The organism is Candidatus Cloacimonadota bacterium (assembly GCA_012516855.1).
In the GTDB taxonomy this organism is placed as follows: Bacteria; Cloacimonadota; Cloacimonadia; order Cloacimonadales; family Cloacimonadaceae; genus Syntrophosphaera.
In genome coordinates, this window is sequence record JAAYWB010000016.1 from 69335 (window position 1) to 93667 (window position 24333).

The window sequence follows — 24333 nt, forward strand, 5'->3', positions numbered from 1 at the left end:
TCGCCTTCCCATTCAGGATAATGAATGATTTTTCTGGCTCAACTGCCCGGAGGGATTAGCATATCAGCAAAGAATCATTCAATCATCAGGAGATAGACGTCATGCCAGAATTGCCAGAAGTGCAGACTGTTTTGGATGGAGTGGCTAAGGAACTGAAAGGCAAGGAGATACTTGGACTGGACTGTTTTTATCCGGGTACGGTGGTGAAGGATCCAGAATTGCCTGAAAAGGTGTTTCCGGCCAGATTCCTGTCCCACCACCGGCGCGGGAAATACATGATCCTGGATCTGGAGGGCGGGATCAGCGTTATCATTCACTTGCGGATGACGGGAAAACTGGTCACGGACAAGGCCGTGAGCGGCACTTCGGTCCACGAGCGGGCCTGTTTCCTTCTCTCAGGGATGGGAAAGCTCCATTTCATCGACATCCGCACTTTCGGCAAAATCGTACTCTGCAAAACCGGGAATCTGGGCAAATTCATGCCGGAACTTGGAATCGAACCGCTCTCCGACGAATTCGACGGCGCGCATCTGCAGAAAATCCTGAAGGGCCGCAAGACACCGGTCAAAAACGCGTTGCTAGACCAAAGGCTGATCGCCGGGCTGGGCAACATCTACGCCTGCGAGATCCTCTACCGGGCAAAGATTGATCCCGCCACCCCGGCTGGCCGGCTCAGCCTGCCCCGGCTGAAAAAGCTCGTGGCGGAAACAAAGTCCGTACTGCGGGAAGCCATCGCTATGAACGGAACCTCGATCTCTGATTTCCGCAGGGTGGACGATAAGACCGGCCAGTTCCAGAATTTCCTGCGGGTTTACCAAAAAGACCTCTGCCCGCAGGGTCACAAAATCGCCAAGATCAAGCAGGGAGGGCGCGGGACCTTTTACTGCCCGGTTTGCCAGAAGTGAACTGGGCGGAACTGCCTTAATCCCAGCGCCGGGTACTCCGAGGAGGATTGAAGGCATATTGTCTGGCCGTTAAGGCCCTGTCCCTTGTCCCGGGCGCGCCTCTCGCATGATACCCGCATTTGATGCGAGCATCATGCGGGAGGAAGGGGAGGGGAACGGAATCGGGCGCTAAGGACCTGACTGACAGGACATGGCGGTGGGTGAGAATTTGTGGCTGTATTTTGATTCAAGTGGGTGTTGGCGCCCAGCCAGAAAACAGCCCTGAAGGCTTTAGCCTCCATAAGTGAAAATGAGCCAAAAAACACTTGACAAATAACTGGCGGTGGTGAGATAATGCTTTCGCCGGAAGTGGTGGATTTATGATCCGGTGAGACACAACTTCCAAGGAGATTGAGATGCGCAAAATGATCTTTATGGCAGTATTGCTTGTCTGTTGGGCAACGGTTTGGGCAGGCCATCCGGCAAGGCCGCGGCTTCCCGAAGCCGGTTTTGACCCCACTCCCCGGCAGTTCCTGGCCGCGTTGAGCGGGACGCGGGGTATGGACTGCTTGCTGCATCAGTGTTACGAAGACGGATGGATAGACACGTGGCGCCAGGAAGCCATTTATGACAGCCTTGGCAGGATTGGCTGCATCAATCATTATTGGGCTTCGAACCCGGGTGACCCGCTGGAATTAGCTGGCCGGACCCTCTTTGAGTACAGCGACGACGGCCAAGCCCAGCATGTGACCGAAGAATATTACTATGAAGGGGCATGGTATCCATCCTGGGAACTGCTGTATGAATATGAGAACGGCATGCCGCAAGAGATCAACTACAACTTGAACATGTATGAGGGGATGATACATCGTCAGACCATCTTCATCTACTGGCCTGACACCAACATCCTGAAACGGGTGGTTGAATTCACCTATGGTTATGAATCACCCGTGCCGTCCGTAATAATATATGACTATGCTATGGATTCTGCCAGCCGGCCGAGCGAAATATTGGTATCCAGAATCGATGCCGATTGGGATCAGTGGTATGTACAGGAACGCAGGAACTATGTTTACCACAATGATGACCAGACCACCCATGAATCTTACCTGCGCCAGCTGGAATTTTCATACTTGGGGACCCTATCGTGCTTTTTCGTCGGGGTTCAACCCTCCAAGTTGCTGGAGGAAAGGGTCTTCCACCCAGGCGCCAATGGCACCTGGAGTGAGAGGTACCGCTGGTTCCACAGCTACAATAGCGACGGGTTTCTGAACACCATTGAAAACTTCGTCCGGCTCTATCCTTGGGACCCTGAAATCTGGAACCTGAGTCAATACAAAGACTATACTTACCAGCAAGGCTATCCCATCGCGGAAACGACCTTTTCTCCAAACTACGGGGAAGAGGAATTTATGCCTCAGTACAGATATTGCATGGGATATCAGGAGATCGTTCCAGCCGAGGATCCCGCAATGCCCGGAGTGGGCGTCGCGCTGAGCGTTTACCCCAATCCTTTCAATCCCAGTGCCGGAATCAGTTTCAGGCTGGAAACGGCTGGCCACATCGAGATTTCGGTTTACAACCTCAAAGGCCAGAAAGTGCGGACCCTGCTGGAGGCCAAGAAAAGCGCCGGAACGCATCAGACCTTCTGGGACGGCAAGGACGGGGCGGGAAGGTCTTTGGCCGCTGGGATTTATCTTATCAGGCTGTCCTCCGGAAAAGAAAGCCGCACTGTGAAAGCCGTTCTGGCCAAATGAGATAAGGCCGGTTTAACGGACAAGAAGCCAGGCAGCTGGGATTTCACAACCCCAGGACCTGTTTTGCGGGCATGGGTAAAGTTTTTTTTGCCCGTACGATTCTCTGAGTGTATATTGTATTAGTAGGACATTTGGCCATCACAAATAATTGAACCATGAGGAAAAATAATGAAAGCGTATAAGTTAAGAGAAAATATCTGGTGGGTCGGTGGAATAGACTGGGACCTGCGGAGTTTCCACGGCTACCTAACCCAGCGTGGTTCCACCTACAACGCCTATCTGATCATTGACGAGAAGGTTACCCTGATCGACAACGTGAAGTATTACCTCTATGATGAGATGCTGGCCCGCATCAGCGACGTTATCGACCCCGCCAAAATCGACATAATCGTGCAAAACCACGTGGAGATGGACCACTCCAGCGGCTTGCCCATGCTGATGAAGCTGATCCCCAACGCCAAGATCTACACCAACGCCAGCGGCATCAGGGGTTTGAAGATGCACTGCGGTCAGGACTGGAACTTTAAGGAAATCAAAAGCGGCGACAGCATCAATATCGGCAAGCGCGACCTGAGTTTTCTCACCACGCCGATGGTGCACTGGCCTGATAATCAGGTGACCTATTGCCCTCAGGAAAAGATCCTCTTTTCAAACGACGCTTTTGGCCAGCACATCGCCTCCAGCGAACGCCTGGCAACGGATTACCCTTTCAGTATCGCGATGGAGGAGGCAAAAAAGTATTATGCCAACATCGTGCTGCCCTATTCCTCACAGGTGCGCAAAGCCCTGGAAGCGGCTTCCCAACTCGATATCGGGATGATCGCTCCCAGTCACGGCCTCATCTGGACAGAACACATTCCCCAAATCCTTGCTGCCTACACGGATTGGGCAAACAACGTGGCCGATCCCCGGCGCGCCCTGATAATCTATGACTCAATGTGGGGCTCCACCGAAAAAATGGCCAAAGCCATCGCTCAGGCCTTTGAAAACAAAGGTTTTAAACTAAAAATGCTGAACCTGCAAACCAACCATATTTCAGACATCATGACCGACGTGATGGATGCCAGATTCATCGCTGTGGGCTCGCCCACCCTGAACAATTCGATCCTGCCCACCGTGGCAGCCTTCATCTACTATCTTAAAGGGCTTTCACCAAAGCAAAGGATTGGCCTGGCCTTTGGTTCTTACGGCTGGGGCGGGCAAAGCGTCTCCATTCTGCAGCAGCTTTTGGGCGATCCCAAGGAATGCGGTTTTGAGATGCTGGAGCCGGTTAAAACGCAATACATCCCGGATGCGGCCACTCTGGCCGGCATCACGCAACACGTAGAACAACAACTAAATAAGTATTTATAGGAGATACCCATGATAAGCAAGACCCTGGAAAAAGCCATCAATGAACAGATCAATAAAGAGCTGTTTTCAGAATACCTCTACATCTCCATGCAAGCCTGGTTTGCCAACGAAAACCTGGACGGCATGGCCAGCTGGATGAAGGCGCAAAGCGAGGAAGAACACTTTCACGCTATGAAATTCTTCGACTACCTGATAGAGCGAGGCGGCAAGGTGGAACTTATGGCCATAGAAAAGCCGGAAGTGGACTTCGGAAATCCGCTCAAGGCCTTCAAAGCGGCTCTCGAACACGAGCAGTTCGTCACTAAGAGCATCAATAACCTGATGGACATCGCCATTTCCGAAAACGACCACGCCTCCAGAGGCTTCCTGCAATGGTATGTGGACGAACAGGTTGAGGAAGAGGCGAGCGTTGACCGCATCGTGAGCCAGTTGGAAATGATCGGTGACAACATGCATGGCATCCTGATGCTGGACAGGGAATTGAGCTCCCGGACCTTTACTCCTCCGGAGGCCGGGGAATAATCCTCATCCCGGTTCCATTATGGCGCGGAAATCCCCACTTCGGGTTTCCGCGCTTTTTTTGCTCCTGATGCCGCGTTTTGCTTGACAATCTATTCCTTGCCCTAAAATGACATCCATGAAAAGGGAAGCCAGACTCATCTTGGGCGGCGGCGCTGCCTACGGCTTGGCGCACATCGGCGCCATTGAGGCGATTTGCGAGGAATTTGACATCACCGGTATAGTGGGGACCTCGATGGGCGCAATAGTCGGCGGGCTTTATGCCATGGGAAAAACCCCGCAGGAGATCCTGGCGCTGGCTCTTGACAGCAAAACCACGCTACTCTTCAATCCCGGCTGGGTGCCCTTTCAACCCCTAAAACTCTCTCTGGACCTGATCAAGAGCCTGCACAATAAGAAGAAGGTCATGGACCTCTTCGCCAAGTGGATAGGGCCGGTGAAAATCGAGGAACTGCTCCTGCCCTTTGTGGCTGTGGCCTACGACCTCAATCTGCGCAAGACCATCCTCATTGACAAAGGGTCCCTCACAAGCGCGCTGCGGGCCTCTTCGTCGCTGCCTTTGCTCTTTTCGCCCCACGAGATGCAAGGCCACCTCTTCGTGGATGGGGGTATCGAACATCCTTTGCCTGTGGCCTTCAAAGACCTCGTGCCGGGATCTTTCACCATCGCCGTCAATGTGCTGCCGCCGGTTTCGCAGGAGGCTGAAAAGATAGGCGTGACTACCCCCTTGGTCAATAATGACCTCCGTACTCATGAGGTGGTAATCCAGTCCATTCTGCAAAACCAGGGCTTTGTGGCAATCCAGGCCATGCTGCATAACCCTCCCGACCTCTTCATCGATGCCCACGATCCCCGTAAGAACATGTTCGATCTGGCCAATGTGAAAGATTTTTACGATTTTGGCTACCGCTCCGCCAAAGAAAGCCTGGCCGGTATGGCTGAACCAAAATTCATGGCCCATTTGCTCAACCGCTACCAAGGCTTGATCTCCCACCTGATGAAACGTGGCCATGTCACGGGTGAAACTCCCACCTCGCCGGAACCGGAATAATATACGCGACATTCAATAAAGAAGGCCTTTGCGTAATACAGAATTGGCAGGCTTTTCACTGCCAAAGAGGCTGGGTTGTGGAAGAAATATCGCGTTTCCGCGGCTTTGAGCCAAGCAGTTGCAAAAAATCCATTGACTAAAAATGGCTCCGCCAGAATGTGAATAACTGATAAAAAGCCAAAGGTTAATAGAATGATCTTAGCCAAAATACACGTCTTTCTCAAACCCAACGTGCTTGATCCGCAGGGAAAAGCGGTCACGAATACCCTGCATCAGCTGGGGTACTCCAGTGTGGATGAAACCCGCGTCAGCAAATACATCGAAATCAGTTTCAACCACTCGGATCCGGAGCTGGCGAAGCGGGAAACAGAGAAGATCTGCAGTGATCTGCTGGCCAATCCCAATACCGAACACTTCCATTTCACTCTGGAACAGCGGGAGGAAAACCAGCTTGAAAGTTAGCGTGATAACCTTCCCCGGTTCGAACTGTGATCATGATGCCCTGGAGGTTTTTGCCTCTCGGGGGCATGATGTCAGTTTGGTCTGGCACAAGGACCGTGACCTACAACAACCTGATCTGGTAGTGCTTCCGGGTGGATTTTCCTATGGCGACTATCTCCGCGGCGGAGCGCTGGCCAGATTCTCACCCGTCGTGAACGAAGTGCTGGCGTATGCCCGGCGCGGCGGCTTGGTGCTGGGGATTTGCAATGGGTTCCAGATCCTCACAGAATGTGGCCTATTGCCTGGCACGCTGCTGATGAACAGCGGTTTGAACTTCATCTGCCGGCATCAACATGTGAGGGTGGAAAACTCCACCACTCCTTACACCGAAGGCATCCCCTCCGGCACAGTTCTGGACATGCCTATCGCCCATATAGACGGCAACTATTTCTGTGATGATCACGTTTACAACGAATTGCGGGACAACAACCATATAGTTTTTCGCTATTGCGATGCCTCGGGAAACACTACTTTGGAAGCCAATCCCAACGGCTCCCGGGACAACATTGCCGGCATTTGCGATCCCTCCGGCCGGGTGTTGGGAATGATGCCCCATCCCGAACGTTCAGCCACAAAGTTTGTTACAAACCAGGATGGTAAAAGGTTTTTCGATGCGCTGGAACGCCATTTTGGGTTCTGTGGATAAACTTTTGTTCCCGCCGGTGTGCCTGGCTTGCAACGAATCTGTGGATTCGGCAGCAGAGGTCCTCTGTTCCCAGTGCCGCGAGCGTTTGCAGCCAATTATGGAGAACTATTGTAACAAATGCGGGGCCCCGCTGGCAGACTACCGCTGCGAAGCCTGTTCCCACCTGGCCTTCAAGTTCGACTACGCGCGGGCTGCTTATGTTTTCAAAACTCCGGCGCAGGAATTGGTGTATCACCTCAAATATAGCGACATCAGGTCTCCGGCTGTTTTTTTCAGTCAGGCCCTGATGTCCATTCCCGCTGCCAAACGTTTCCGGGGCAATTTTGACCTTGTGACGGCTGTGCCTCTGCACAGGGTGCGCGAACGCGACCGGGGCTACAACCAGTCAGAACTTCTGGGCCGCGCCCTGGCCTTCGAACTTGGCATTCCATTTTCCCAACCTGTGATTCGCCGTCAAAACACCCGGAGCCAGACCAATTTGAGCCGCCAGGCACGTCTGGACAACCTTTCCGGAGCTTTCACCCTGCGCCGCGGAGCGAATGTCGGTGGCCAAAGGATCATTGTGGTGGATGACGTTTTCACTACCGGCACCACAGTTAATGAAGTCTCGCAAGTGCTAAAAGCGGGCGGCGCTTCCCGGGTGGCTGTTCTCACTGCCACAAGGGCTGTGTGACATGAAAAAAGAGTATCAGGAAATCAAGACCACGCTCACTTCCGATGAAGCGAACCAGATGATTGAAAAGGTGGCGCGCTTCTTTGTGGAAAAGCAGATGGGCTCGGCTGGAATTCTGCTGCTGGAATCCTTGCATCCCCTGCACGGCATCGCCAGCCAGGCTATGTTTTTCATTTTGCCCTTTGCTGAAATGGTCTTCGATTCGGAGAAATATCAGCATTTCGCCCTGATGATCCAGGAAGAAGTTCACCTCAAACGCCTGATCAAACGTATCGACGAGCTGGACGAAGAGCTCAACCGCGAACGCCGGGCCGAGGCAAAACTTCGCCGCCAGCGTCGTAAAAACCAGTACCGGGCGGCCATCCGAAAACTTTTCAAAAAAGACGATAAATCAGCTGAATAAGCGGAGGTATAATGCAATACGACGAAAAACGCCTGACCCGGATCGTGGCCACGGACTGCGGCAGCACGACCACCAAGGCAATTTTGATCGAATGGGTGGACGGCGAATATCGCCAAACCATCCGCGGCGAGGCACCCACAACTGTGGAGGCCCCGCTCAACGACGTTACAAAGGGCGTGATCAACGCCACTCAGGAATTGGAAGAGCTGGCCCGGCTCAAGTATAACAACCCCAATATCCGCTTCATGGAAAACGGTGAATTCGTGATTCCGCGAAAAGGCGACGTGGGCGTGGACGCCTATGTTTCCACCTCCTCGGCCGGCGGTGGACTGCAGATGATGGTCACCGGCGTGGTGGCATCCATGACAGGTGAAAGCGCCGAGCGAGCCGCCCTTGGCGCGGGCGCCATTGTTATGGACCTCATCGCCAGCAACGACAAACGCATGAACCACGAAAAGATTGAACGCATCCGCGAATTGCGTCCGGACATGATTCTCATGGCCGGGGGCGAGGACGGCGGCACTGTGAAGCACGTGGTGGAGATGGCGGAGCTCGTCAGCGGAGCTGATCCCAAGCCCCGTCTGGGTGCCGGTTACAAGCTGCCGGTGATATATGCCGGCAACAAGGAAGCCCAGCAGCACATCAAGGATTCCCTGGCCGACAAGGTTGACCTCATCGTCACCGATAACATCCGCCCAAAACTGGAAACCGAGAACCTCGGCCCCGCCCGAGACAAGATCCACGACCTTTTCATGGAGCACGTGATGAAACAGGCCCCGGGCTACAACAAGCTGATGGCTTGGTGCCAAGGCCCTGATCACGAAAGCGTTCCCATCATGCCCACCCCTGCGGCGGTTGGCAGCATCATGCAGGCTATCGCCAAAGAGGAAAACATTGAGGTGGTGGGTGTTGATATCGGCGGTGCCACCACGGACGTCTTTTCCGTCTTCACGGAGGATTTTATCTTCAACCGCACCGTGAGCGCCAACCTCGGCATGAGCTACAGCATATCAAACGTTCTGGCTTCCGCAGGCTTGGACAACATCATGCGCTGGGTTCCTCTGGACATAGATGAGAACTATCTGCGCAACATGATCAAGAACAAGATGATCCGGCCCACCACGATTCCCTCCCTGCTGGAGGAACTCGTTTTGGAACAGGCCATCGCGATCGAAGCTCTGCGCCTGGCTTTCGAGCAGCACAAAGAATTTGCCAGCAGCCTCAAAGGCATGCAGCGCCAGCGCGACATCTCCGAAGCCTTCAGCCAGTCAACTTCCGGCGCCACAATCGTGAACATGATGACCCTTGACCTCCTCGTGGGCAGCGGTGGTGTGCTTTCCCACGCTCCGCGCAGACATCAGACCGTGATGCTGCTCATCAACGCTTTCCTGCCGGAGGGCGTAACCCGCCTGGCGGTGGACAGCATCTTCATGATGCCGCATCTGGGCGTGCTCTCCGAGATCAGCACCAAAGCGGCCACCGAGGTGTTCCGCAAGGATTGCATGGTCTATCTGGGCTCCTGCGTGGCCCCGGTGGGCAAGAGCAAGGTGGGAAAACCCGCTCTCCACGCCAGACTCGAGCTTCCCGACGGCAAGACATGGGTTGAGGATATTCCTTTCGGCGAAGTCAGATTGATCCCCTGCGGCGTGGGCGAAGTGGCCAAAGCCACACTGAGAACCCACGGCGGCCTCGTCCTCGACGAGCACAAAAGCAAGGAACTCACAATCGATCTGCACGGCGGCATCGTCGGCATCGTTCTGGACACCCGCGGACGCCAGCCTTTCGTGATTCCCACCGACCGCGCCGAACGCATCGCCACCCTGAAGAAGTGGATGACCGATTTCAAGGCCTATCCTGATAAGATACTGAAGTAGGAGGAAAGAATGGGACAAGCATACTCTGCCGGACTCACAGTAACTGACAACATAATTCTGAGAAAAGAACGTATCCTGCCCCTGAAGGGCCAGGTGCTTGTGAAAAAGGGCGATCACGTAAAAGCCGAGACCGTGGTGGCGGAAACCCTGCTTCCTGGCAAGGTGGTGCCTTTCAACCTGGCCAACAAACTTGGCGTCACGCCCGCCCAACTGATGAATTTCATCAAGATCGAAGCCGGGCAGCAAATCGACACTAACACCGTTTTGGCAGAAACCAAAGGCCTCTTTGGCACCGGGCTGTTCAAAAACGATGTCCGCTCACCCGTGAAGGGAGAGGTGGAAAGCATCTCCTCGGTCACCGGACAGGTCTTGCTTCGAGAACCGCGCATCCCCGTGCAGGTGAAAGCCTTCATCGACGGCGTGGTAACCGACGTGATGCCAGAGGAAGGCGTCATCATCGAAAACAAGAGCGCCTACATCCAGGGCATCTTTGGAATCGGTGGCGAAACCATCGGCGAGATCATGGTCATTGCCAAATCCCCGGATGCCGAGGTCACAACGGCTGAAATCACCGAAGCCTGCGCCGGCAAGATCATCGTCACCGGCTCCTTCGTGTCTTTCGATGTGATCGAAGCCGCCCGCAAACACGGAGCCAAAGCCATCATCACAGGCGGAATCGATGACCAGGACATCAAGAAACTCCTGGGCTACGATATCGGCGTGGCCATCACCGGACACGAAAATATCGGCATCACCATCGTGGTCACGGAAGGCTTTGGCAAGATAACCATGGCCCGCAAGACCTTTGAACTGCTGAACAGATTCAACGGCAAAAAGACCTCCATCCACGGCCGCACCCAGATCCGCGCCGGCGTTATCCGCCCCGAGATAATCGTGCCGCTGCCCTTCGACGAAACTGAACTGGTGGTGAAAGAAAGCTCCATGCCAGTGCTTGAGCCGGGAACGCTCATCCGCGTGATCCGCCAACCGAATTTTGGCAAGATCGCCAAGGTCACCGGTCTACCGGAAGAGCTTACAAAAGTGGAATCCGAGACCCTCGTCCGTGTGCTGGAAGCCCAGTTCGAGGACGGAAGCAAGATGATCCTGCCCCGCGCCAACGTGGAAGTGATCGAAACCTGAACCCTGAATTAACCTTCAATGTGATACAGGCGGTCTTCGGACCGCCTTTTTTCGAAGCTGGAAAACCCCGCTGCATTATCTGGGGTGAATCAATGCCTTTGCCGGACAGGCGGAACTCACGAAGTTTCGAGCCAACATCCTGTTGTGGCGTGGGATGACCTTGCATTCCTCATGAAGGCGGTCAAGTTCCCCACAAAGTTGCCTCCCGCACAATGCCCGCATTGAATGCGGGCATAATGCGGGGAGAATATGAGAGCCGCACCCTGAGGGGCTAAGCAGGGAAGCAGGCTAAAAAGAGGGCAAGCCGGACATTGGCCCGATTAATGGCAGGGCAGGTATCAGGCGGGAAAATCGGGATTTCAGTTGACCCGCGCGGGCGGTTCCGTTCCCTGGATCACGGCGATGGCATTCTCCGCGGCCATGAGGGCCATTTTGGTGCGGGTTTCGATGGAGGCGGAGCCGATGTGCGGCAACAGGACAGCGTTTTCCAACTCGAGAAGCTCAGCCGGGATTTCCGGCTCATTCTCAAACACGTCCAGCCCGGCGGCGGCGATCTTTTTATCCTGCAACGCCTTGATCAGCGCTTCCTCATCCACGATCGGGCCCCGGGCAGTGTTTATCAGCACGGCTGTCGGCCGCATCAGGGAGAGCAGTTCCACGTTGACAAGATGATGGGTGTCGGGGGTTAGGGGGACGTGGATGCTGATGAAATCGGAGCTGGAGCAGAGGTGGCGGAGGTCAGCGCGCTCGTATTTGTCGGAAACAGTTTTGGGATCGACCTGGGGATCGAACCAGAGCACCTTCATCCCGAAACCTTCGGCGCGGCGGGCCACGGCGCTGCCGATGCGGCCCATGCCGATGATGCCAAGGGTTTTGGAAAAAACGTCCACTCCCAGCATCAGCAATGGTTCCCAGCCTTCGAAACGGCCTGAGCGGGCATAGTTGTCAGCCTCCACCATGCGTCTGGCGCAGGCGAGCAGCAGCGCCCAAGTGAGGTCGGCGGTGGTTTCTGTGAGCACGCCGGGGGTGTTGCAGACAGCTATGTTCCTGCTATTGGCGTATTCCAGGTCGATGTTGTTGAAGCCAACGGCAAGATTGGATACGCATATCAGCCGCGGGGCAGCCTCCAGCAGTTCTTTGTCAATGCTGTCCGTTAGCAGGCAAAGCAGGGCATCCATGTCCTTTACAGCCTCCATAAGCTGCTGTCTGCCAATGGCTTTGTCGTTCGCGTGGATGCTGATGTCAAAAACTTCCGCGAGCCTGTCCAGAGCAGGCTGGGGGATATTGCGGGTTATGAAAATCTTGGGTTTGGGCATGGCTATCTCCTATAGTTTTTGGTTTGGGACCACCGGTTCAATGGCCTGTCTGTCAATCCAGCCGCTAAGGCCGTCCGGTAGAACAACTTGCATCTGGGTTCCCGAGGCAGACTTTATCGTTACAGTAGTGGCGGGCACTAATTCCTTCAGCATTCTGCCCGAGCCCGGGCTAGTCCGCAGTTCCGCAGGCCTTAAAACCACCGCTTTGGGGTTATGCAGCCAACGGTGGTGCTTCACCGCGAGGGCGCCGCTGAAAAAGAGCAGAAGAATCCCGAAGGTAAGCACCAAAAGAACCGGAAGGCCGCGCTCCCGTTCCGGTGGGTAGTGGAAAAGCAAATGCAGGCTGAGCGTGGTGAGCAGGGCGAGGACCAGGACCATGACAGCCAGCCGGTTGAGGGAAAAGTAGGCGTAAACATTCAGGAAAATCTGCACCAGATATGGCTGACGCGGCTCCTGGGGCAGGTTTGGATTAAGCGCGTGGATGTAAACGAGGTTTTCCCGGGCCTGGGGATGGGAGGAATCTATGTTCAGGGCGCGTAGGAAGTTGAGCACGGCCTGGCCCTCGTTGCCCAGGTGGTGGTGACAGACACCCAGATCATAATACAGATCGGCGTTTCGGATGCCTTTTTCCACGAGTGGGGCCAGCCTGTCAAGAGTGGCCTTGTAATCATTGTGGGAAACCCGGAGGGAATCGCCCGGAAGCATAAACTGCTGTTCCGGTTGGCCTTGCGCTGCCAGAAACACGCAGACGGACAGCATCAGCAGGGTAAGGATTTTCTTCATTGCTTCTCCTCCGGCAAGCTGTTACCCATATTTGCCGAGAATCCGTTTCGGGGTTTTCCGTTGCCAGAGCGCAGGCGGCTGAGGGCCTGAACCAACAGGCGAAGCTTCAGCAAAGCTCCGTGCAGGTCGGTCGCTTCGGTTCCACCGGGCATGTAGCGCGCTTCCTGGCACAGCAGCAGAAATTCCTCCATCTGCTCAATCAATCGTGGAGGAAGGTCCTTTTGCCGCAACTTGTTAAGGAGTTCGCCGGTGCCCAGGCTGCGGGAAATGCCGAATTTCTTGGCCAGATACTGTGAAAGTCCGCTTTCGGCCAGTGGATAAAACTCTGGCGAAAGCCTGGAGGCGGCTTCCGTGGCCTGGCGCAAATACTTGTTCAATACCCGGTTGGCGGTTTTTATAGCATAAGCCGCAGGGTCTTCCCTGCTCAGACGATTGTTGTGGGATATGATGCCGGACGCGATCAGTGAAAGTAGCAGAACCGCCAAAACCAGCCAGAACCAGGGTCGGTAAACGTAGGGCCGAAAATCGGAATGGATGGCTCGGTTCAGCAGTGGGTTCATGGCTTTCGGGGCATCCGCTTCGAGCAATCCGGAGAAATATGACAGCACGTTGCCCTGCTTCACTTTCACCGTTTGAGGTTGGCCCCGGAAGGTCTTGTAGGTGCCGCTGGAAGTGTCAAACCAGCTAAAGGTTACGCTGGGCAGGGTGAATTCCCCGGTCTCGCGGGGCAGTAGGGTGTAGTTGATATGGCGTGTGCCTTCCAGCGGATTGCGCAGTTTGTCATCCACGCTTGGTTCCGAGACCTGGAATTTATCCACAGAGGGAAAAAGCGGCGAGGTGAACTGGCTGAAATTGCCTTTGCCGGATACTTGGACGGTGCAGGTGATCGCCTCACCCAAAGTGACTTTTGAGGCTGAATAGACCTGGTTTACGCTGAATTTTCCCACTGCCCCGGTAAATCCGGCCGGTTTGCCGGCTGGCAAGGGTTTCACGTTAATATATGCCGGCGAGGAATCCACCTTGCGGTTCATATAGCTGTAAAATCCCGAAAACTGGATCTTGCCAGTGAGAGTGGGCATTTGCAGGCGTCCCGTGGTTTGGGGGAAAATGGCCGAACGCTTGATCAGAGCCCGCTGAAAGCGGCGGCCTTTGTATTGCACATCCTCATAATTGAGATTCTGAGGCTGCTCGTAAACCGATTTGCCATAGCCGGGATAATCATTCTCGTTTTCCGAATAGAAGGAATCCATCCGCTGATCGGTGTAGATGTAATAGGAAATGATGGCCGGCTCGCCCTGCCAGACGCTCTGGCTTTCCGGCAAACAGAGAAGCACCGTCTCACCCTGGCTGCGGCTGCGGTCTGGATAAATGCCGCCGAAAGGATCGTAATAGGGGTCAAAACTATACTGCTGAGGCGGTTTAGTGGTGGTGGCGGAGTCTTCCACGGTAATGGAAAGGTCGGGCGTGGCGTAATCCTTTCCCCCGATTCGGAGCCTGAAGCCTGGGACCTTGAATATGCCTTTTTTTTGAGGCAGATAGATGTAGGTGAAGGTTTTGGTGTGCGAGCTGGAATACTTCCCATTGATGAAAGAACTCTGAACTCCCGTGCTGCTCAGCACATTGCGGTAACTGAGGCCGGGAACCTGTGGAGCGGCAGGGGCAGCCATATCCAGCTTTTTATCGCTGCTGATCTTCAGTTCGAGCTGCATCTGGTCTGAAAGCCCGATGGTGCCGTCGCGCAGAGTGGCTGAGACTTTCACATTCTGGGCTGTCAAAGCCGCGCAGCAGACGAGCACGAATATTACCGTTAGATACTTATTCACCACCATTTATCAGATCCTTTGGGACTCGGGTGCCCCTTCTGCTGTCGGTTTCGGGCTTCCTGCTGGTCCAGCGCGTCCAGCAGGTTGCGATACTGCTCCAGGTCTTCCTCAGAGGGTGGTTCCGGGGCTGGCTGCTGCTCTTCGTCCTCCTGCTTTTCCGGTGAAGGCTCTGGAGGGGGCGGTTTGTAGCCCTGGCGTTTAAGGACCAGTTCATAGTTGGATTTGGCGTCCTGGTCGTCTGGGTCCAGCAGCATGGCCGATCTGTATTCCTTTAGGGCTTCATCCAGTTTCTTGCCCCGGTAGAGGGCGTTGCCACGGTCATAGTGAAATTGCGCCACCTTGTCCTGTTCTTTCAGCGCATCCTCCTGGCTGTTAATGCTCTCGTTATATTTGCCGTTGCGGAATTGCGCCTTGCCAAGGCTGTTTTCCGGGATGGGGTCACTGTCCTTGGGATCGCGCAAGCCTGACCAGGTTTTCTCCGCCTTCCTGTAATTTCCCCTGTTGTAAGAAGCTGAAGCCAGGGCGTGGCGGATCACTCCGGGGCGGAACAGCAGTTCGAAAAGCAGGAACGCCAGGATCAGCAAGCTTAGTGCCAAAATCAGCTTCGCGGGAAGGCCGAGATGCGGCAGCTTCATTTTCGTTTCCTCGTTCTGCGTTGAGGCAGGATGAAGCTTTCAGCCAGCAGCAGGCATAGTGCTGCCGCCGCTGGAAGGGAATACTGGTCCTTGAGCGTGGTCAGGTGGCGGCTGCGGTCCCAACCCTTTTCAGCACTGTAAACGTCTTGAAGGATGCTGTCAATCTCACCCTGCCCCGGAGTTGCGGAAAAGTATTTCCCCTTGCCTGTGGCCGCGATTTCGCGCAGCCTGCGGGCATCGAGCTTGGATAGTATCTGCTCGCCGGAGAAGGGGTTGCGCACCAGCGATCCTTCTACTTTTCCCACGCCCATGGTATAGATCTTCACTCCCAGAGAGCTCAGACGCTGAGCCTGTGTGAGGGTGTTGTTACCCAAATCCTCACCGTCGGTTATCAACAGCAGCACGTTGCTGCCGCCCGCGCCCAGAAAGCCTTTTTCCGCCAGGGCCAGCGCCCCGCCTATATCCGTTCCCGGGCGCGCTGCCGAGTTGGTGTTCAATCTACCAAGCATCAAAAGGGCGCTTTCATAATCGTCCGTGAGGGGGCATTCCATAGTGGCGACCCCGGCAAAGGAAATCAAACCCACCCTGTCTCCTTTGAGTCTGTCAATCAAAGCGCTGATCTGCAGTTTGGCCCTCTCCAGTCTTGAGGGTGTGATGTCTGTGGCATCCATGCTTCTGGAAATATCCAGGCAGACCATGATATCCAGCCCGCTGGTGTCGTAATCTCTTGTTTCGTAATCCCATTGCGGGCGCAGCAGCGCGAATATAATGAAGACCAGAGCCAGAGTCGTCAGCGCGGCTTTTAATGCCTGAAAGAAAGGTGAATGGTGCTTCTGATATTCAGAATAGAACTGCGCTTCAGCGAAGCGGGAAAAACGCTTGCGCCTCCTCCGCTCCAATACCGTGACCAACAGGACTAGGGGTATCAATACCAGCAGCAACCAGAGATTTTGGGGATAAAATACGTTCATCTTTTCATTCCGGCAATACTGGCATAACCAAAAGGCGCAGAATTAGTTCCAGCAGCAGCAGAGCGAACGCCGTCCACAACAGGGGCATGAACTGCTCTGTCCATATGTAGCGCACCTTCGTTTTGTATTCTGTGGTTTCCAGAGTATCGATATTGTCCATGATCTGTTGCAACTGGTCGCTATCGCTGGCCTGGGCTGCTTTTCCGGTGCCTGTGATCTGTGCCACGCGGTTCAGCGTTTCCATGTCCAGTTCCACAAAAGTTTTGCTGTAAAAGGTTCCAAAGCGTGGATCAGTGATGGGAAAATCCACAAATCCGTTGGTGCCGACGCCGATGGGATACACCTTGATTTTGAAAGAGCTTGCCATCCTGGCTGCGGTTTCCGGATCGATCTCACCGGTGTTGCTCACCCCGTCCGTTATCAGGATCACCACCTTGCTTTTGGCGTTGCTGTCTTTCAGGCGGGCCACTGACTTGGCCAGGCCAAGCCCGATGGCTGTTGCAGAAGCCGTTTGGTTCACCTCCAGTCGGCCAAGCTGTTCCAGCATAGAGATGTGATCATAGGTGAGCGGGCTCTGCGTGAGGGCGTATTCTGAAAAAGCCACCAGGCCAAACCTGTCATTGGGGCGTTTGGAGATGAAGTCTCGCGCCACTTTCACGGCAGCCGCCAATCTGTTTTGGGGGGCAAAATCCAGCGCCAGCATGGAACCGCTGATATCCACAGCCAAAACGATGTCCACGCCTTTCTGGGTGATGTCCCGAGTTCCGCGTCCCCAGCGGGGTTGGGCTAAAGCCAGGATCAGGCAGAGAAGGGTGAGGGCCCGCAACACGGGAAACAGGTATCTCCAGAATTTATTCTCGCCGGCAACCTCGTGTAAAAGGTTCAGCCGGGTGAAGGGCAGCCGCGTTTTCCTGGCGTTCTGCCAGCGGGTTTGCCACAGCCAGTATAGAGGTATCAGCAGCAGGGCCAGCAACCACCAGGGGTGGGCGAATTTAAGCATCTCCACCTCCTGCCTGGGCCATCTTTCTCTGTGCTTCCTCAACTTCAAAGGAACGCAGCCAGCTACGCAGCCACTCTTCCGCGTTCGCGGTCTCCTCAAATCCGGGAATGTATTTGGCGAATTTTACCCTGTCACAGAGGCGCAGAAAATCAATAACTTCCGCTGCCGAATCCACCCTGATGCGCCGAGTGACCCAGTTGATCTCAGTAGTGGACATCTCCAGGGCGCCAAAGCGGTACTTGCGCTCCAGAAACTGTCTCAGGATTTCTGAAAGGCGGTAGTGATGAAGCTTGTAATGGCCGTGGAGCATCAGTCCCTCAGCGCAGAGCTCGTCAAGCCTGGCTAGGGCCATCTTCCAGACCGGATCTGGTGGGGCGGGCTGAGCGGCAACCGGTTCTGGGTCTGGTGTTTTGGTGGGCCGGGGTTTGCGAAGAAGAACGATAAGGATTCCCGACACAGCCAGCGCCAACAGCAACGGATAGAGCCACCAGGGCAGTTGGAGAGGATATTTGCGCAAAGGTTTCAGATCCACCAGCAGCGTATCCGCCTCAGCCCTCACCGGGATGATGTTTAGCCGGAAGCGGTCGGTGAAAAGAGGCTCTGAAGCGGCTTCGGCGGTTCTAACCGTCAGGGCGGGAAAGCTGTGCGAACCCGGATACAGCGGCACTATCGTTACTTTCAGCCAATCATTGCCGCGGGGGACTTTCTGAAGCTGCCATCCCAAAACGTGGAATCTGGTCAGCGTATCGGGCACCGCCACGCTCTTGAGGTCGGTATCGTGCCTGATTTCCAGCACAAAGCGGTCGCCCACGCTCAGGTCATCGGCTTCAACTAGTTTCTGGCTGAGTACTGCCGCGGCGGAGAGCACCATCCAGAGCGCGATCAGCAGCGCCAGGCACTTCTTCATCCTCGCGTCCTCCGACGCCGTTTTCGTTCTTCAAAGAACGAGCGCAGCGCTTTCACCGCCGAATCGCGGTTGCGGATGAGGATATGGTCCACCTGCATTGATTTGAGTTCATGGGCAAGAACCTGCTGCCGTTTTTTCACACCCGCCTTATAGGCTTTGCGCACACTGCTGTGGGAACTGTTCACATACAAGGTGGCTCCGGTTTCGGGATCGCGCAGATTCAAAACTCCAGCGTCCGGCAGGCTAAGCTCGGCCTCGTCCAACACCTGCACGGCGACCACATCATGCTTTTGGGCCAATAGGCGCAGTGATTTCTGGTAGCCGGAATCAAACAGATCGGAGAGGATAAAGATAACCGAGCGTTTTTTGAGGATGCGGCTGGCGAAGGTGAAAGCCTCGCCTAGATTGGTTCCCGGGTGTTTCGGTTCCAGGTAAAGGACGTCCCTGAGAATTTCCAGCGCCTTGTTGCGGCCTTTGCGCGCCGGCAGATATTTCTCCAGTTGTTCGGAAAACATGATCAGCCCCACCTTGTCGTTGTTCGAAAGCGCGGAAAGGGAAAGTAGAGCGATGATTTCGGCAACGCGTTCCTGCTTGAAGGCGACCGAGGTGCCGAAATTCTGGGAGGCGGAAACGTCCACGATGAAAAACACGTTCAGTTCCCGGGTTTCCTGATATTTCTTGATATAAGGGATGCCCAGACGGGCGGAAACATTCCAGTCTATGTCACGGTAGTTATCACCGCTTTGGTATTCACGCACTTCGGCAAATTCCAGTCCCTGTCCCCGGAAGCTGGAATGGTATTCGCCGCGGAAAGTTTCGCTAACGCTGCCCCGGGCGCGAATTTCGATCCGTTCCACCCTGGAAAGGATTTCCGCCGGTGTGCGGGCTGGCATGGCTTTCCTTAGGGAACCTCTATTTCCTCAAAGATGCGGGTAATGATCTCATCTGTGTTCATGGCTTCGGCTTCGGCTTCGTAAGAAAGTATGATGCGATGCCTCAAAATGTCTTTGCCCACGGCCTTGATATCGTCCGGGATCACGTAGCCCCGGTGCTGAAGATAGGCATGCGCCTTGGCCGCGCGGGCCAGATAGATCGTGGCGCGGGGCGAAGCGCCATACTGGATAAGCCCGTTCAGGGCTGAAACCCGCGGATAGCGCTGCGGATGCCGCGTAGCCTGGATCAGGTGCAGGATGTAGTCCTTAAGCCTGTCTTCCATGTGCAGCTCTGCGATCACGCCACGCATGGTTTCCAGGTCCTGGGGCCGCAGAACCTGTTTAACAGGCAGTTCGCGCTCCACCACCATCCGGTCCAGGATCAGTTTTTCTTCCTCAAAACTGGGATATTTTATCTTCAGCTTCATCAGAAAACGGTCGATCTGCGCTTCCGGCAAGGGATAGGTGCCTTCCTGTTCGATCGGGTTCTGGGTGGCCATCACGAAAAAGGGTTTGGGCAGGGGATAAGTGGTGTCGCCGATGGTCACCTGGCGTTCCTGCATCGCCTCCAGCAGCGCGGATTGCACCTTGGAGGGGGCGCGGTTTATCTCGTCCGCCAGAATGAAATTGGCAAAGACAGGGCCCTGTTTGGGTGTGAATTCCCCGGTTTTCTGGTTATAGACCAAAGTGCCCGTGATATCGGCTGGAAGGAGGTCCGGGGTGAATTGGATGCGTTTGTAGCTGGCGTCGAAAGCGCCTGCGAGAGTGCTGAGGATGAGGGTTTTGGCCAGGCCGGGAACTCCTTCGATCAGCACGTGGCCGTTGGCCAAAAGCCCAATCAACAGGCGATCTATCACCGCTTCCTGACCCACTATCACCTTGGCGATCTCGGCGCGAAGGTTGTCAAGAACCGCTGAGCTCTGCTCCACCTTCTGATTTATCTCTTCAATGTTCATCATTTCTCCAATATATCCCCCCTAAAAAAAACGGGAACAGGCAGATACCGTATTCCCGATCAGATTAAATTGTCTATCGGCTCCGCGAAGACATTGGCTGTGGCTGTTAAACCGCCTTGCGGACCTTGTTCGCCTTCAGGCAGGAAGAGCAGACTTTCACTTTCTTAATTCCGCTTCCGATGATAGCGCGAACTTCATGCAAATTCGGATAAAAACGCCTCTTGGTGGCATTCAGCGCGTGGCTGCGATGATTGCCGACCTGGGCTTGCTTTCCACATATATCGCATATTCTTGACATTTTTCACCGTCCAGATTGATTTCTTGAAAGCCATCTTTTTCGCCTCCGCATTTTTGACAAGGTTTATTTACATTGGCTGACCTTATTCCCGGCCACCGATCAGGATCGGTCACGAAAAGCAAATGATGGGTTGTAGCGCGGTGAGCTTTAGTCAGCCTGTCTAATCTGGCTGGGTTATTTTGGCAGTGGTTCTTGGCTCAGCGGGCTATTTCGAGGGGTATGTTTTGGGGCAGACGGATGTCGAAACGGGAGCCGTGAGGTTCCACAGGCACGTAATCCATTCGCCCGTTATGTTCTTGCACCATTTTTTGGCAGATAGGCAACCCGAGACCGGTGCCGTTGGGTTTGTTGTAGGTGAAGAAGGGCTTAAAGAGTTGGGGGACTATGCTTTCTGGTATGCCGGGGCCGTTGTCGATGACGCTTATCTGCAGCCAGTTTGCGGCGAGGGAAGTGACAATACTGATCTCACCGTCTTCATTCATGGCCTCGGAACTGTTGCGAAGCAGATTTGTGATCACGCGTCGGATGCGTTCTTCATCAAAATAGACGGGATCAAAGCATTGGTTGTCGATATTTAGGGATATGTTGCGTCCGCGCAGGGAGGCTCCGTATATCTCTTTGAGGTCCATGAGGAAACTATTCATATCCACTTTGCGGGGGATGATCGCGTGGGGGGTGCCTTCCACGTAATCCAGCACTTCACGCACCAGTTGATCCACCAGTTTTGTTTGCTGCACAATGCTTTGGGTGAATTCCGAGGAGTCCGGATAGAGGGATTCCATCAGTTGTGCGGTAAGCGAAATCACGGTGAGGGGGGTCTTGATATCGTGAATGATCTTGCTGGCGGTCATGCCGATGGCGGTCAGGCGGTTGCGTTGGATCATATCATCTATGAGGTCTGAAAACTTGAGATTGGTATCTCGAAGCTTGGCAGAGAGGGCGCGGATCACGTTGATAAGCACGGCGGGTTGGGAAAAGCTTAGCTTGTTGAATTTGTCGTAGGGTATTTCCAGCAATTCGGAGGCTTCGAGCGCGGTGGCTGTGGCGTCTGCCGGAGCATTGCTCAGCAGGGCGAATTCACCGCAAAATTCACCCGGTCCCACGATCAGGGTGAGTTCTCCTTTTTCGCCTTTTTTCTTTTTACAGGAGATTTCAAGGCTCCCTTTTTCGATTAGGAAAAGGGACTGATTCTCCTTATAATCGAGGGTAAGGATTTCCCCTTTTTTAAGTTTGAGGCGGGTAAGTTCCTGAGTGAAATTTTCCACAACGTCTTGTTCCAAGCTGTCAAACAAACCTATCCGCTGATTTATGTCCAGATTCGCGCTCATCGCTCCTCCCGGTTTTTTAAATTATCAACCCCTATATTTTATCTCAGGATTTGTCGTCAATCTTTTTTTGCCGCCCAGCGTGGAGAAAAGCCAAGTTTTAACCCAAATTTGCCGATTATCGGCCAGCCGGTTGGCAGCTCGGGCTGTCCGCCAGCAACCAGCCCCTCCGACTCGCTCTTCACGATGCGGATCTCCTTCTCCTGGTTGAACTGGTTGTCCGCGCTCTTATACACGATGTCGCGCTTGTTCGCCGGCTTCTTCACCAGGCTGATGTAAGCCACCTTCAGTTTGTTCAGCTTGGCCATAGGTTCCTCCTGTTGTTTCCTTGGCTGTTCATTTTCTTCCCCGCGCAGCCCCAAAAAGCGCTCGCTCAATCAGCTCCGCGGCTACAAATCCCAGCAAACCCATTCCCCAAACCCGGTCAAGTTTCCTGTGCAAATATGCAAAATACTTTTCAAACCCCTATCCCACACGCACTTACAAAGCACAAAAAAAGCCCCGGCAAAAGCCGGGGCGGAAGGCAGTCTCTACCAATAGTTATTCGATAATAACTTCCTCAATTTCCATCTGAGGATCTTCTGGAATATCCTCCACAGATACGTGACACTTGTTGGATTCATGCAGCGCTTTTGCCAAACTGATGAAGCCAGCATCGTTGGTAATCAGATCGCTAACCTCGTTGCAAGCGGCTTGTCCAAGTATCATCGTATCTGCCTTTCTCTTCGACTTCTCTCTTTCTGATTTGTCATATCCACAATCCCCATTGTTTGTGGCATTGAAGTAAGAGGCGGCATGGCTTGCCGCAATAATATCTAAATCTGCAATCTGGCAGTGCTTCGACAATTTGTCTAAAAATTGGATTTTAGCTTCAGTGTCCTCTTCGGAATCGGAATACACGCATAGGAGCTCAAATAGAACAACAGAAGGAACAACTATCGTCGCCTTTTCCTCTTTTAACCTGGCGAAGAATCTCTCTGCCCTGATCTTCTTCGCTTTGTCACTCTCTGTGTATTTATCCCTGAGTGCCCAGCCCAAAACACAGGTATCTAACGCCACCTTTCTGCCACTCATTCTTCTTCCTCCCTCAAGTTGTGAAAGAACTCTTCTATGTTGTCAATACGGTTAAGCTGATCTTTTATATGAGGTTTGAGAATATCAACCAAATCTGTGGGCGGAAGAGGCTCAAATTGTTCTATCTCTTTAATAGTAAAATCTTTTATGGACGGCTCTCCCAACGAAATAACAACCTTGGCTTCCCCCCTTACCCTCACATCTTGATATAGATATCTTGCGGCTTCAAGCGCCAACTCTCTTGATGCAATACAGCTTAGTGCCGTGCTTTCACTGAGCTCAATCCCTACCCTTGGCCCTTTACCCCCCACAGTTATCACTTTGCCATACAGGGTCTTTTTGCTTTCCACTATGGCACTGGAGGCTCTGGATATATCTTCTGGGGATATTATGGATAAGCGTCTTAAATCATCTGGCCTGCCAGATGAAAAGGCGAAAGACTCTATTGGAGTATTGTAATGTGAGCTTAGACTATAGAAGTCATGATAAAGTGTCCTGGTAGCTGGAGAATAATTGTTGAGAAAACTTTGATTAGGCTTCGGAATTACACCAATCCGGGCTGCAATCGTCACAAACAGGGCTGATAAAATGAATCTTAAAGTAGTGCAATTGTCCTCAATGCTGCTCAGTGCCACTATCCCAGCATCTTCGGGCCTATCTCCAGTGCTAAGCCTATACTCGCTCCTAATGGCTGCCTCATAATGCTTTAAAAGATCTCCCAGTTTAGATGCTGATAAATCTTTAGGGGATATTGATAAGAATCTAAATCCATATCCATCCATAATATCTCCTTTAATTCTTACACCTGATTACCTGCCTTTCTAAAACATCATAATTATGAGGACTCGCAAGATCGGAAAATAACAAATAACTCGGATAACACACGACTTTATCTATAGATATATTCTGTCAAGCTGATTTTCGTTTTTCGCACTTTACAACCCAACTCCGCTCCGTGCCATTCTGTGCTTCCTTTCTGCGACATCCGCGTGAAACTCTCAACTCTCAACTCATAACTCGTAACCCTAAAACCGCTTCCTGCACCTGGGGCAGTGAGCCCGCGCTTTAGTATCATCCTCGTATTTCGCCAGCGCCCAAAATCCCAATACGCAGATCACCGCGAATATCGGAAAGGTCCCATCTGCCGCGTTACCCGACAAAACTATCCACACCGGCACCAGGATCAGCGCCACCAGCAGTATCACCACCAGCGGATTCAGCTTCCGGTGAAACACCTTCGATTCAGCCGTGTGCCCGCACCGCGGGCACGTGTACTCAAAATACTCCCGTTCCTTTTTCATCTCTTTCTCCTTCATTGCCTTATCGACCCCGTATCAACTCTCCACTCATAACTCACCACCCCACCACGTCATTCCGGGCTTGACCCGGAATCCAGCGCATCCCTGGCGTCCAGCGAGCCCCGCGAGCATGGACGACAGGACCCCTTCCCACGATCTCCGCTACCACGGGCAAACGCAGTGTGTCCGCCATATTAAGCTCCTCCGCAACAAG

26 protein-coding genes are annotated in these 24333 nt (G+C 53.7%); 11 read left to right on the forward strand and 15 right to left on the reverse strand.

Features of this window, described 5'->3' with window-relative positions; genetic code table 11:
• Nucleotides 1-101: 101 nt before the first annotated feature.
• From mutM to GX466_01495, 11 genes are all read left to right on the forward strand, one after another.
• Complete coding sequence (gene mutM / locus GX466_01445; GenBank protein NLH92878.1) at nt 102-905, forward strand: bifunctional DNA-formamidopyrimidine glycosylase/DNA-(apurinic or apyrimidinic site) lyase; 804 nt, start codon at nt 102-104, stop codon at nt 903-905.
• Nucleotides 906-1300: 395 nt separating this feature from the next.
• Nucleotides 1301-2641: a T9SS type A sorting domain-containing protein gene (locus GX466_01450; protein ID NLH92879.1), complete on the forward strand. Its 1341-nt coding sequence runs from the start codon at nt 1301-1303 to the stop codon at nt 2639-2641.
• Nucleotides 2642-2809: 168 nt separating this feature from the next.
• A complete protein-coding gene (locus GX466_01455; GenBank protein NLH92880.1) occupies nt 2810-3994 on the forward strand; it encodes an FprA family A-type flavoprotein in 1185 nt (394 codons plus the stop codon).
• Nucleotides 3995-4003: 9 nt separating this feature from the next.
• Entirely contained in the window at nt 4004-4516 is a 513-nt protein-coding gene (locus GX466_01460; protein ID NLH92881.1) for a ferritin, read from the forward strand.
• Between the two features lie 115 nt (nt 4517-4631).
• Nucleotides 4632-5564, forward strand: a complete 933-nt coding sequence (locus GX466_01465) for a Patatin (GenBank protein ID NLH92882.1) — start codon at nt 4632-4634, stop codon at nt 5562-5564.
• A gap of 192 nt (nt 5565-5756) precedes the next feature.
• On the forward strand, nt 5757-6026 hold the full coding sequence (gene purS / locus GX466_01470) for a phosphoribosylformylglycinamidine synthase subunit PurS (GenBank protein NLH92883.1): 270 nt from the start codon (nt 5757-5759) through the stop codon (nt 6024-6026).
• Nucleotides 6016-6711, forward strand: coding sequence for a phosphoribosylformylglycinamidine synthase I (purQ, locus tag GX466_01475; protein ID NLH92884.1), 696 nt, complete (start codon nt 6016-6018; stop codon nt 6709-6711). Before purS ends, purQ begins: the two co-directional genes overlap by 11 nt.
• A gap of 97 nt (nt 6712-6808) precedes the next feature.
• A complete protein-coding gene (locus GX466_01480; GenBank protein ID NLH92885.1) occupies nt 6809-7384 on the forward strand; it encodes a ComF family protein in 576 nt (191 codons plus the stop codon).
• Between the two features lies 1 nt (nt 7385).
• On the forward strand, nt 7386-7787 hold the full coding sequence (locus tag GX466_01485; GenBank protein NLH92886.1) for a hypothetical protein: 402 nt from the start codon (nt 7386-7388) through the stop codon (nt 7785-7787).
• A gap of 11 nt (nt 7788-7798) precedes the next feature.
• Nucleotides 7799-9661, forward strand: coding sequence for a methylaspartate mutase (locus tag GX466_01490; protein ID NLH92887.1), 1863 nt, complete (start codon nt 7799-7801; stop codon nt 9659-9661).
• A 9-nt stretch (nt 9662-9670) separates the two neighbouring features.
• A complete protein-coding gene (locus tag GX466_01495) occupies nt 9671-10801 on the forward strand; it encodes a hypothetical protein (GenBank protein ID NLH92888.1) in 1131 nt (376 codons plus the stop codon).
• Nucleotides 10802-11160: 359 nt separating this feature from the next.
• On the opposite strand, the gene GX466_01500 is transcribed toward GX466_01495, so the two are convergent.
• The 15 genes from GX466_01500 to GX466_01570 all read right to left on the reverse strand — a co-directional run bounded on the left by GX466_01500 (nt 11161) and on the right by GX466_01570 (nt 24122).
• On the reverse strand, nt 11161-12117 hold the full coding sequence (locus GX466_01500) for a D-glycerate dehydrogenase (GenBank protein ID NLH92889.1): 957 nt from the start codon (nt 12115-12117) through the stop codon (nt 11161-11163).
• A 9-nt stretch (nt 12118-12126) separates the two neighbouring features.
• Nucleotides 12127-12900: a hypothetical protein gene (locus tag GX466_01505; GenBank protein ID NLH92890.1), complete on the reverse strand. Its 774-nt coding sequence runs from the start codon at nt 12898-12900 to the stop codon at nt 12127-12129.
• Nucleotides 12897-14723: a protein BatD gene (locus GX466_01510; protein NLH92891.1), complete on the reverse strand. Its 1827-nt coding sequence runs from the start codon at nt 14721-14723 to the stop codon at nt 12897-12899. The genes GX466_01505 and GX466_01510 overlap by 4 nt, the downstream gene beginning before the upstream one ends.
• Nucleotides 14720-15358 carry a tetratricopeptide repeat protein gene (locus GX466_01515; GenBank protein NLH92892.1) on the reverse strand — a complete coding sequence of 213 codons (639 nt, stop codon included), beginning with the start codon at nt 15356-15358 and terminating at the stop codon, nt 14720-14722. The genes GX466_01510 and GX466_01515 overlap by 4 nt, the downstream gene beginning before the upstream one ends.
• A complete protein-coding gene (locus GX466_01520) occupies nt 15355-16329 on the reverse strand; it encodes a VWA domain-containing protein (GenBank protein ID NLH92893.1) in 975 nt (324 codons plus the stop codon). Before GX466_01520 ends, GX466_01515 begins: the two co-directional genes overlap by 4 nt.
• Nucleotides 16330-16333: 4 nt before the next feature.
• Nucleotides 16334-17329 carry a VWA domain-containing protein gene (locus GX466_01525; protein NLH92894.1) on the reverse strand — a complete coding sequence of 332 codons (996 nt, stop codon included), beginning with the start codon at nt 17327-17329 and terminating at the stop codon, nt 16334-16336.
• Complete coding sequence (locus GX466_01530; protein NLH92895.1) at nt 17322-18236, reverse strand: hypothetical protein; 915 nt, start codon at nt 18234-18236, stop codon at nt 17322-17324. Before GX466_01530 ends, GX466_01525 begins: the two co-directional genes overlap by 8 nt.
• Nucleotides 18233-19129 carry a DUF58 domain-containing protein gene (locus tag GX466_01535; protein NLH92896.1) on the reverse strand — a complete coding sequence of 299 codons (897 nt, stop codon included), beginning with the start codon at nt 19127-19129 and terminating at the stop codon, nt 18233-18235. Before GX466_01535 ends, GX466_01530 begins: the two co-directional genes overlap by 4 nt.
• An 8-nt stretch (nt 19130-19137) precedes the next feature.
• A complete protein-coding gene (locus GX466_01540) occupies nt 19138-20124 on the reverse strand; it encodes a MoxR family ATPase (protein NLH92897.1) in 987 nt (328 codons plus the stop codon).
• A 106-nt stretch (nt 20125-20230) separates the two neighbouring features.
• A complete protein-coding gene (locus tag GX466_01545) occupies nt 20231-20422 on the reverse strand; it encodes a 50S ribosomal protein L28 (protein ID NLH92898.1) in 192 nt (63 codons plus the stop codon).
• Nucleotides 20423-20619: 197 nt separating this feature from the next.
• Entirely contained in the window at nt 20620-21750 is a 1131-nt protein-coding gene (locus GX466_01550; GenBank protein ID NLH92899.1) for a cyclic nucleotide-binding domain-containing protein, read from the reverse strand.
• A gap of 56 nt (nt 21751-21806) precedes the next feature.
• Nucleotides 21807-22055: a hypothetical protein gene (locus GX466_01555; GenBank protein NLH92900.1), complete on the reverse strand. Its 249-nt coding sequence runs from the start codon at nt 22053-22055 to the stop codon at nt 21807-21809.
• 232 nt (nt 22056-22287) lie between these two features.
• Nucleotides 22288-22821 (reverse strand): PIN domain-containing protein, encoded by a 534-nt coding sequence (locus GX466_01560; protein NLH92901.1) that lies wholly within the window; start codon nt 22819-22821, stop codon nt 22288-22290.
• Nucleotides 22818-23603, reverse strand: coding sequence for a hypothetical protein (locus tag GX466_01565; protein NLH92902.1), 786 nt, complete (start codon nt 23601-23603; stop codon nt 22818-22820). Before GX466_01565 ends, GX466_01560 begins: the two co-directional genes overlap by 4 nt.
• A 243-nt stretch (nt 23604-23846) precedes the next feature.
• On the reverse strand, nt 23847-24122 hold the full coding sequence (locus tag GX466_01570) for a hypothetical protein (protein ID NLH92903.1): 276 nt from the start codon (nt 24120-24122) through the stop codon (nt 23847-23849).
• Between the last annotated feature and the right edge of the window lie 211 nt (nt 24123-24333).

What these genes read in the sequence shown, in the direction of transcription:
- GX466_01480 (NLH92885.1), top strand. Translation starts at nt 6,809, where the DNA reads ATGGAGAACTATTGTAACAAATGCGGGGCCCCGCTGGCAGACTACCGC.
- GX466_01555 (NLH92900.1), bottom strand. Translation starts at nt 22,055, where the DNA reads ATGGCCAAGCTGAACAAACTGAAGGTGGCTTACATCAGCCTGGTGAAG.
- GX466_01565 (NLH92902.1), bottom strand. Translation starts at nt 23,603, where the DNA reads ATGGATGGATATGGATTTAGATTCTTATCAATATCCCCTAAAGATTTA.
- GX466_01525 (NLH92894.1), bottom strand. Translation starts at nt 17,329, where the DNA reads ATGCTTAAATTCGCCCACCCCTGGTGGTTGCTGGCCCTGCTGCTGATA.
- GX466_01450 (NLH92879.1), top strand. Translation starts at nt 1,301, where the DNA reads ATGCGCAAAATGATCTTTATGGCAGTATTGCTTGTCTGTTGGGCAACG.
- GX466_01550 (NLH92899.1), bottom strand. Translation starts at nt 21,750, where the DNA reads ATGAGCGCGAATCTGGACATAAATCAGCGGATAGGTTTGTTTGACAGC.
- GX466_01500 (NLH92889.1), bottom strand. Translation starts at nt 12,117, where the DNA reads ATGCCCAAACCCAAGATTTTCATAACCCGCAATATCCCCCAGCCTGCT.
- GX466_01495 (NLH92888.1), top strand. Translation starts at nt 9,671, where the DNA reads ATGGGACAAGCATACTCTGCCGGACTCACAGTAACTGACAACATAATT.
- GX466_01540 (NLH92897.1), bottom strand. Translation starts at nt 20,124, where the DNA reads ATGAACATTGAAGAGATAAATCAGAAGGTGGAGCAGAGCTCAGCGGTT.
- GX466_01455 (NLH92880.1), top strand. Translation starts at nt 2,810, where the DNA reads ATGAAAGCGTATAAGTTAAGAGAAAATATCTGGTGGGTCGGTGGAATA.
- GX466_01570 (NLH92903.1), bottom strand. Translation starts at nt 24,122, where the DNA reads ATGAAAAAGGAACGGGAGTATTTTGAGTACACGTGCCCGCGGTGCGGG.
- GX466_01530 (NLH92895.1), bottom strand. Translation starts at nt 18,236, where the DNA reads ATGAAGAAGTGCCTGGCGCTGCTGATCGCGCTCTGGATGGTGCTCTCC.
- purS (NLH92883.1), top strand. Translation starts at nt 5,757, where the DNA reads ATGATCTTAGCCAAAATACACGTCTTTCTCAAACCCAACGTGCTTGAT.
- GX466_01490 (NLH92887.1), top strand. Translation starts at nt 7,799, where the DNA reads ATGCAATACGACGAAAAACGCCTGACCCGGATCGTGGCCACGGACTGC.
- GX466_01535 (NLH92896.1), bottom strand. Translation starts at nt 19,129, where the DNA reads ATGCCAGCCCGCACACCGGCGGAAATCCTTTCCAGGGTGGAACGGATC.
- GX466_01485 (NLH92886.1), top strand. Translation starts at nt 7,386, where the DNA reads ATGAAAAAAGAGTATCAGGAAATCAAGACCACGCTCACTTCCGATGAA.
- GX466_01520 (NLH92893.1), bottom strand. Translation starts at nt 16,329, where the DNA reads ATGAACGTATTTTATCCCCAAAATCTCTGGTTGCTGCTGGTATTGATA.
- GX466_01515 (NLH92892.1), bottom strand. Translation starts at nt 15,358, where the DNA reads ATGAAGCTGCCGCATCTCGGCCTTCCCGCGAAGCTGATTTTGGCACTA.
- GX466_01465 (NLH92882.1), top strand. Translation starts at nt 4,632, where the DNA reads ATGAAAAGGGAAGCCAGACTCATCTTGGGCGGCGGCGCTGCCTACGGC.
- GX466_01545 (NLH92898.1), bottom strand. Translation starts at nt 20,422, where the DNA reads ATGTCAAGAATATGCGATATATGTGGAAAGCAAGCCCAGGTCGGCAAT.
- GX466_01460 (NLH92881.1), top strand. Translation starts at nt 4,004, where the DNA reads ATGATAAGCAAGACCCTGGAAAAAGCCATCAATGAACAGATCAATAAA.
- mutM (NLH92878.1), top strand. Translation starts at nt 102, where the DNA reads ATGCCAGAATTGCCAGAAGTGCAGACTGTTTTGGATGGAGTGGCTAAG.
- GX466_01560 (NLH92901.1), bottom strand. Translation starts at nt 22,821, where the DNA reads ATGAGTGGCAGAAAGGTGGCGTTAGATACCTGTGTTTTGGGCTGGGCA.
- GX466_01505 (NLH92890.1), bottom strand. Translation starts at nt 12,900, where the DNA reads ATGAAGAAAATCCTTACCCTGCTGATGCTGTCCGTCTGCGTGTTTCTG.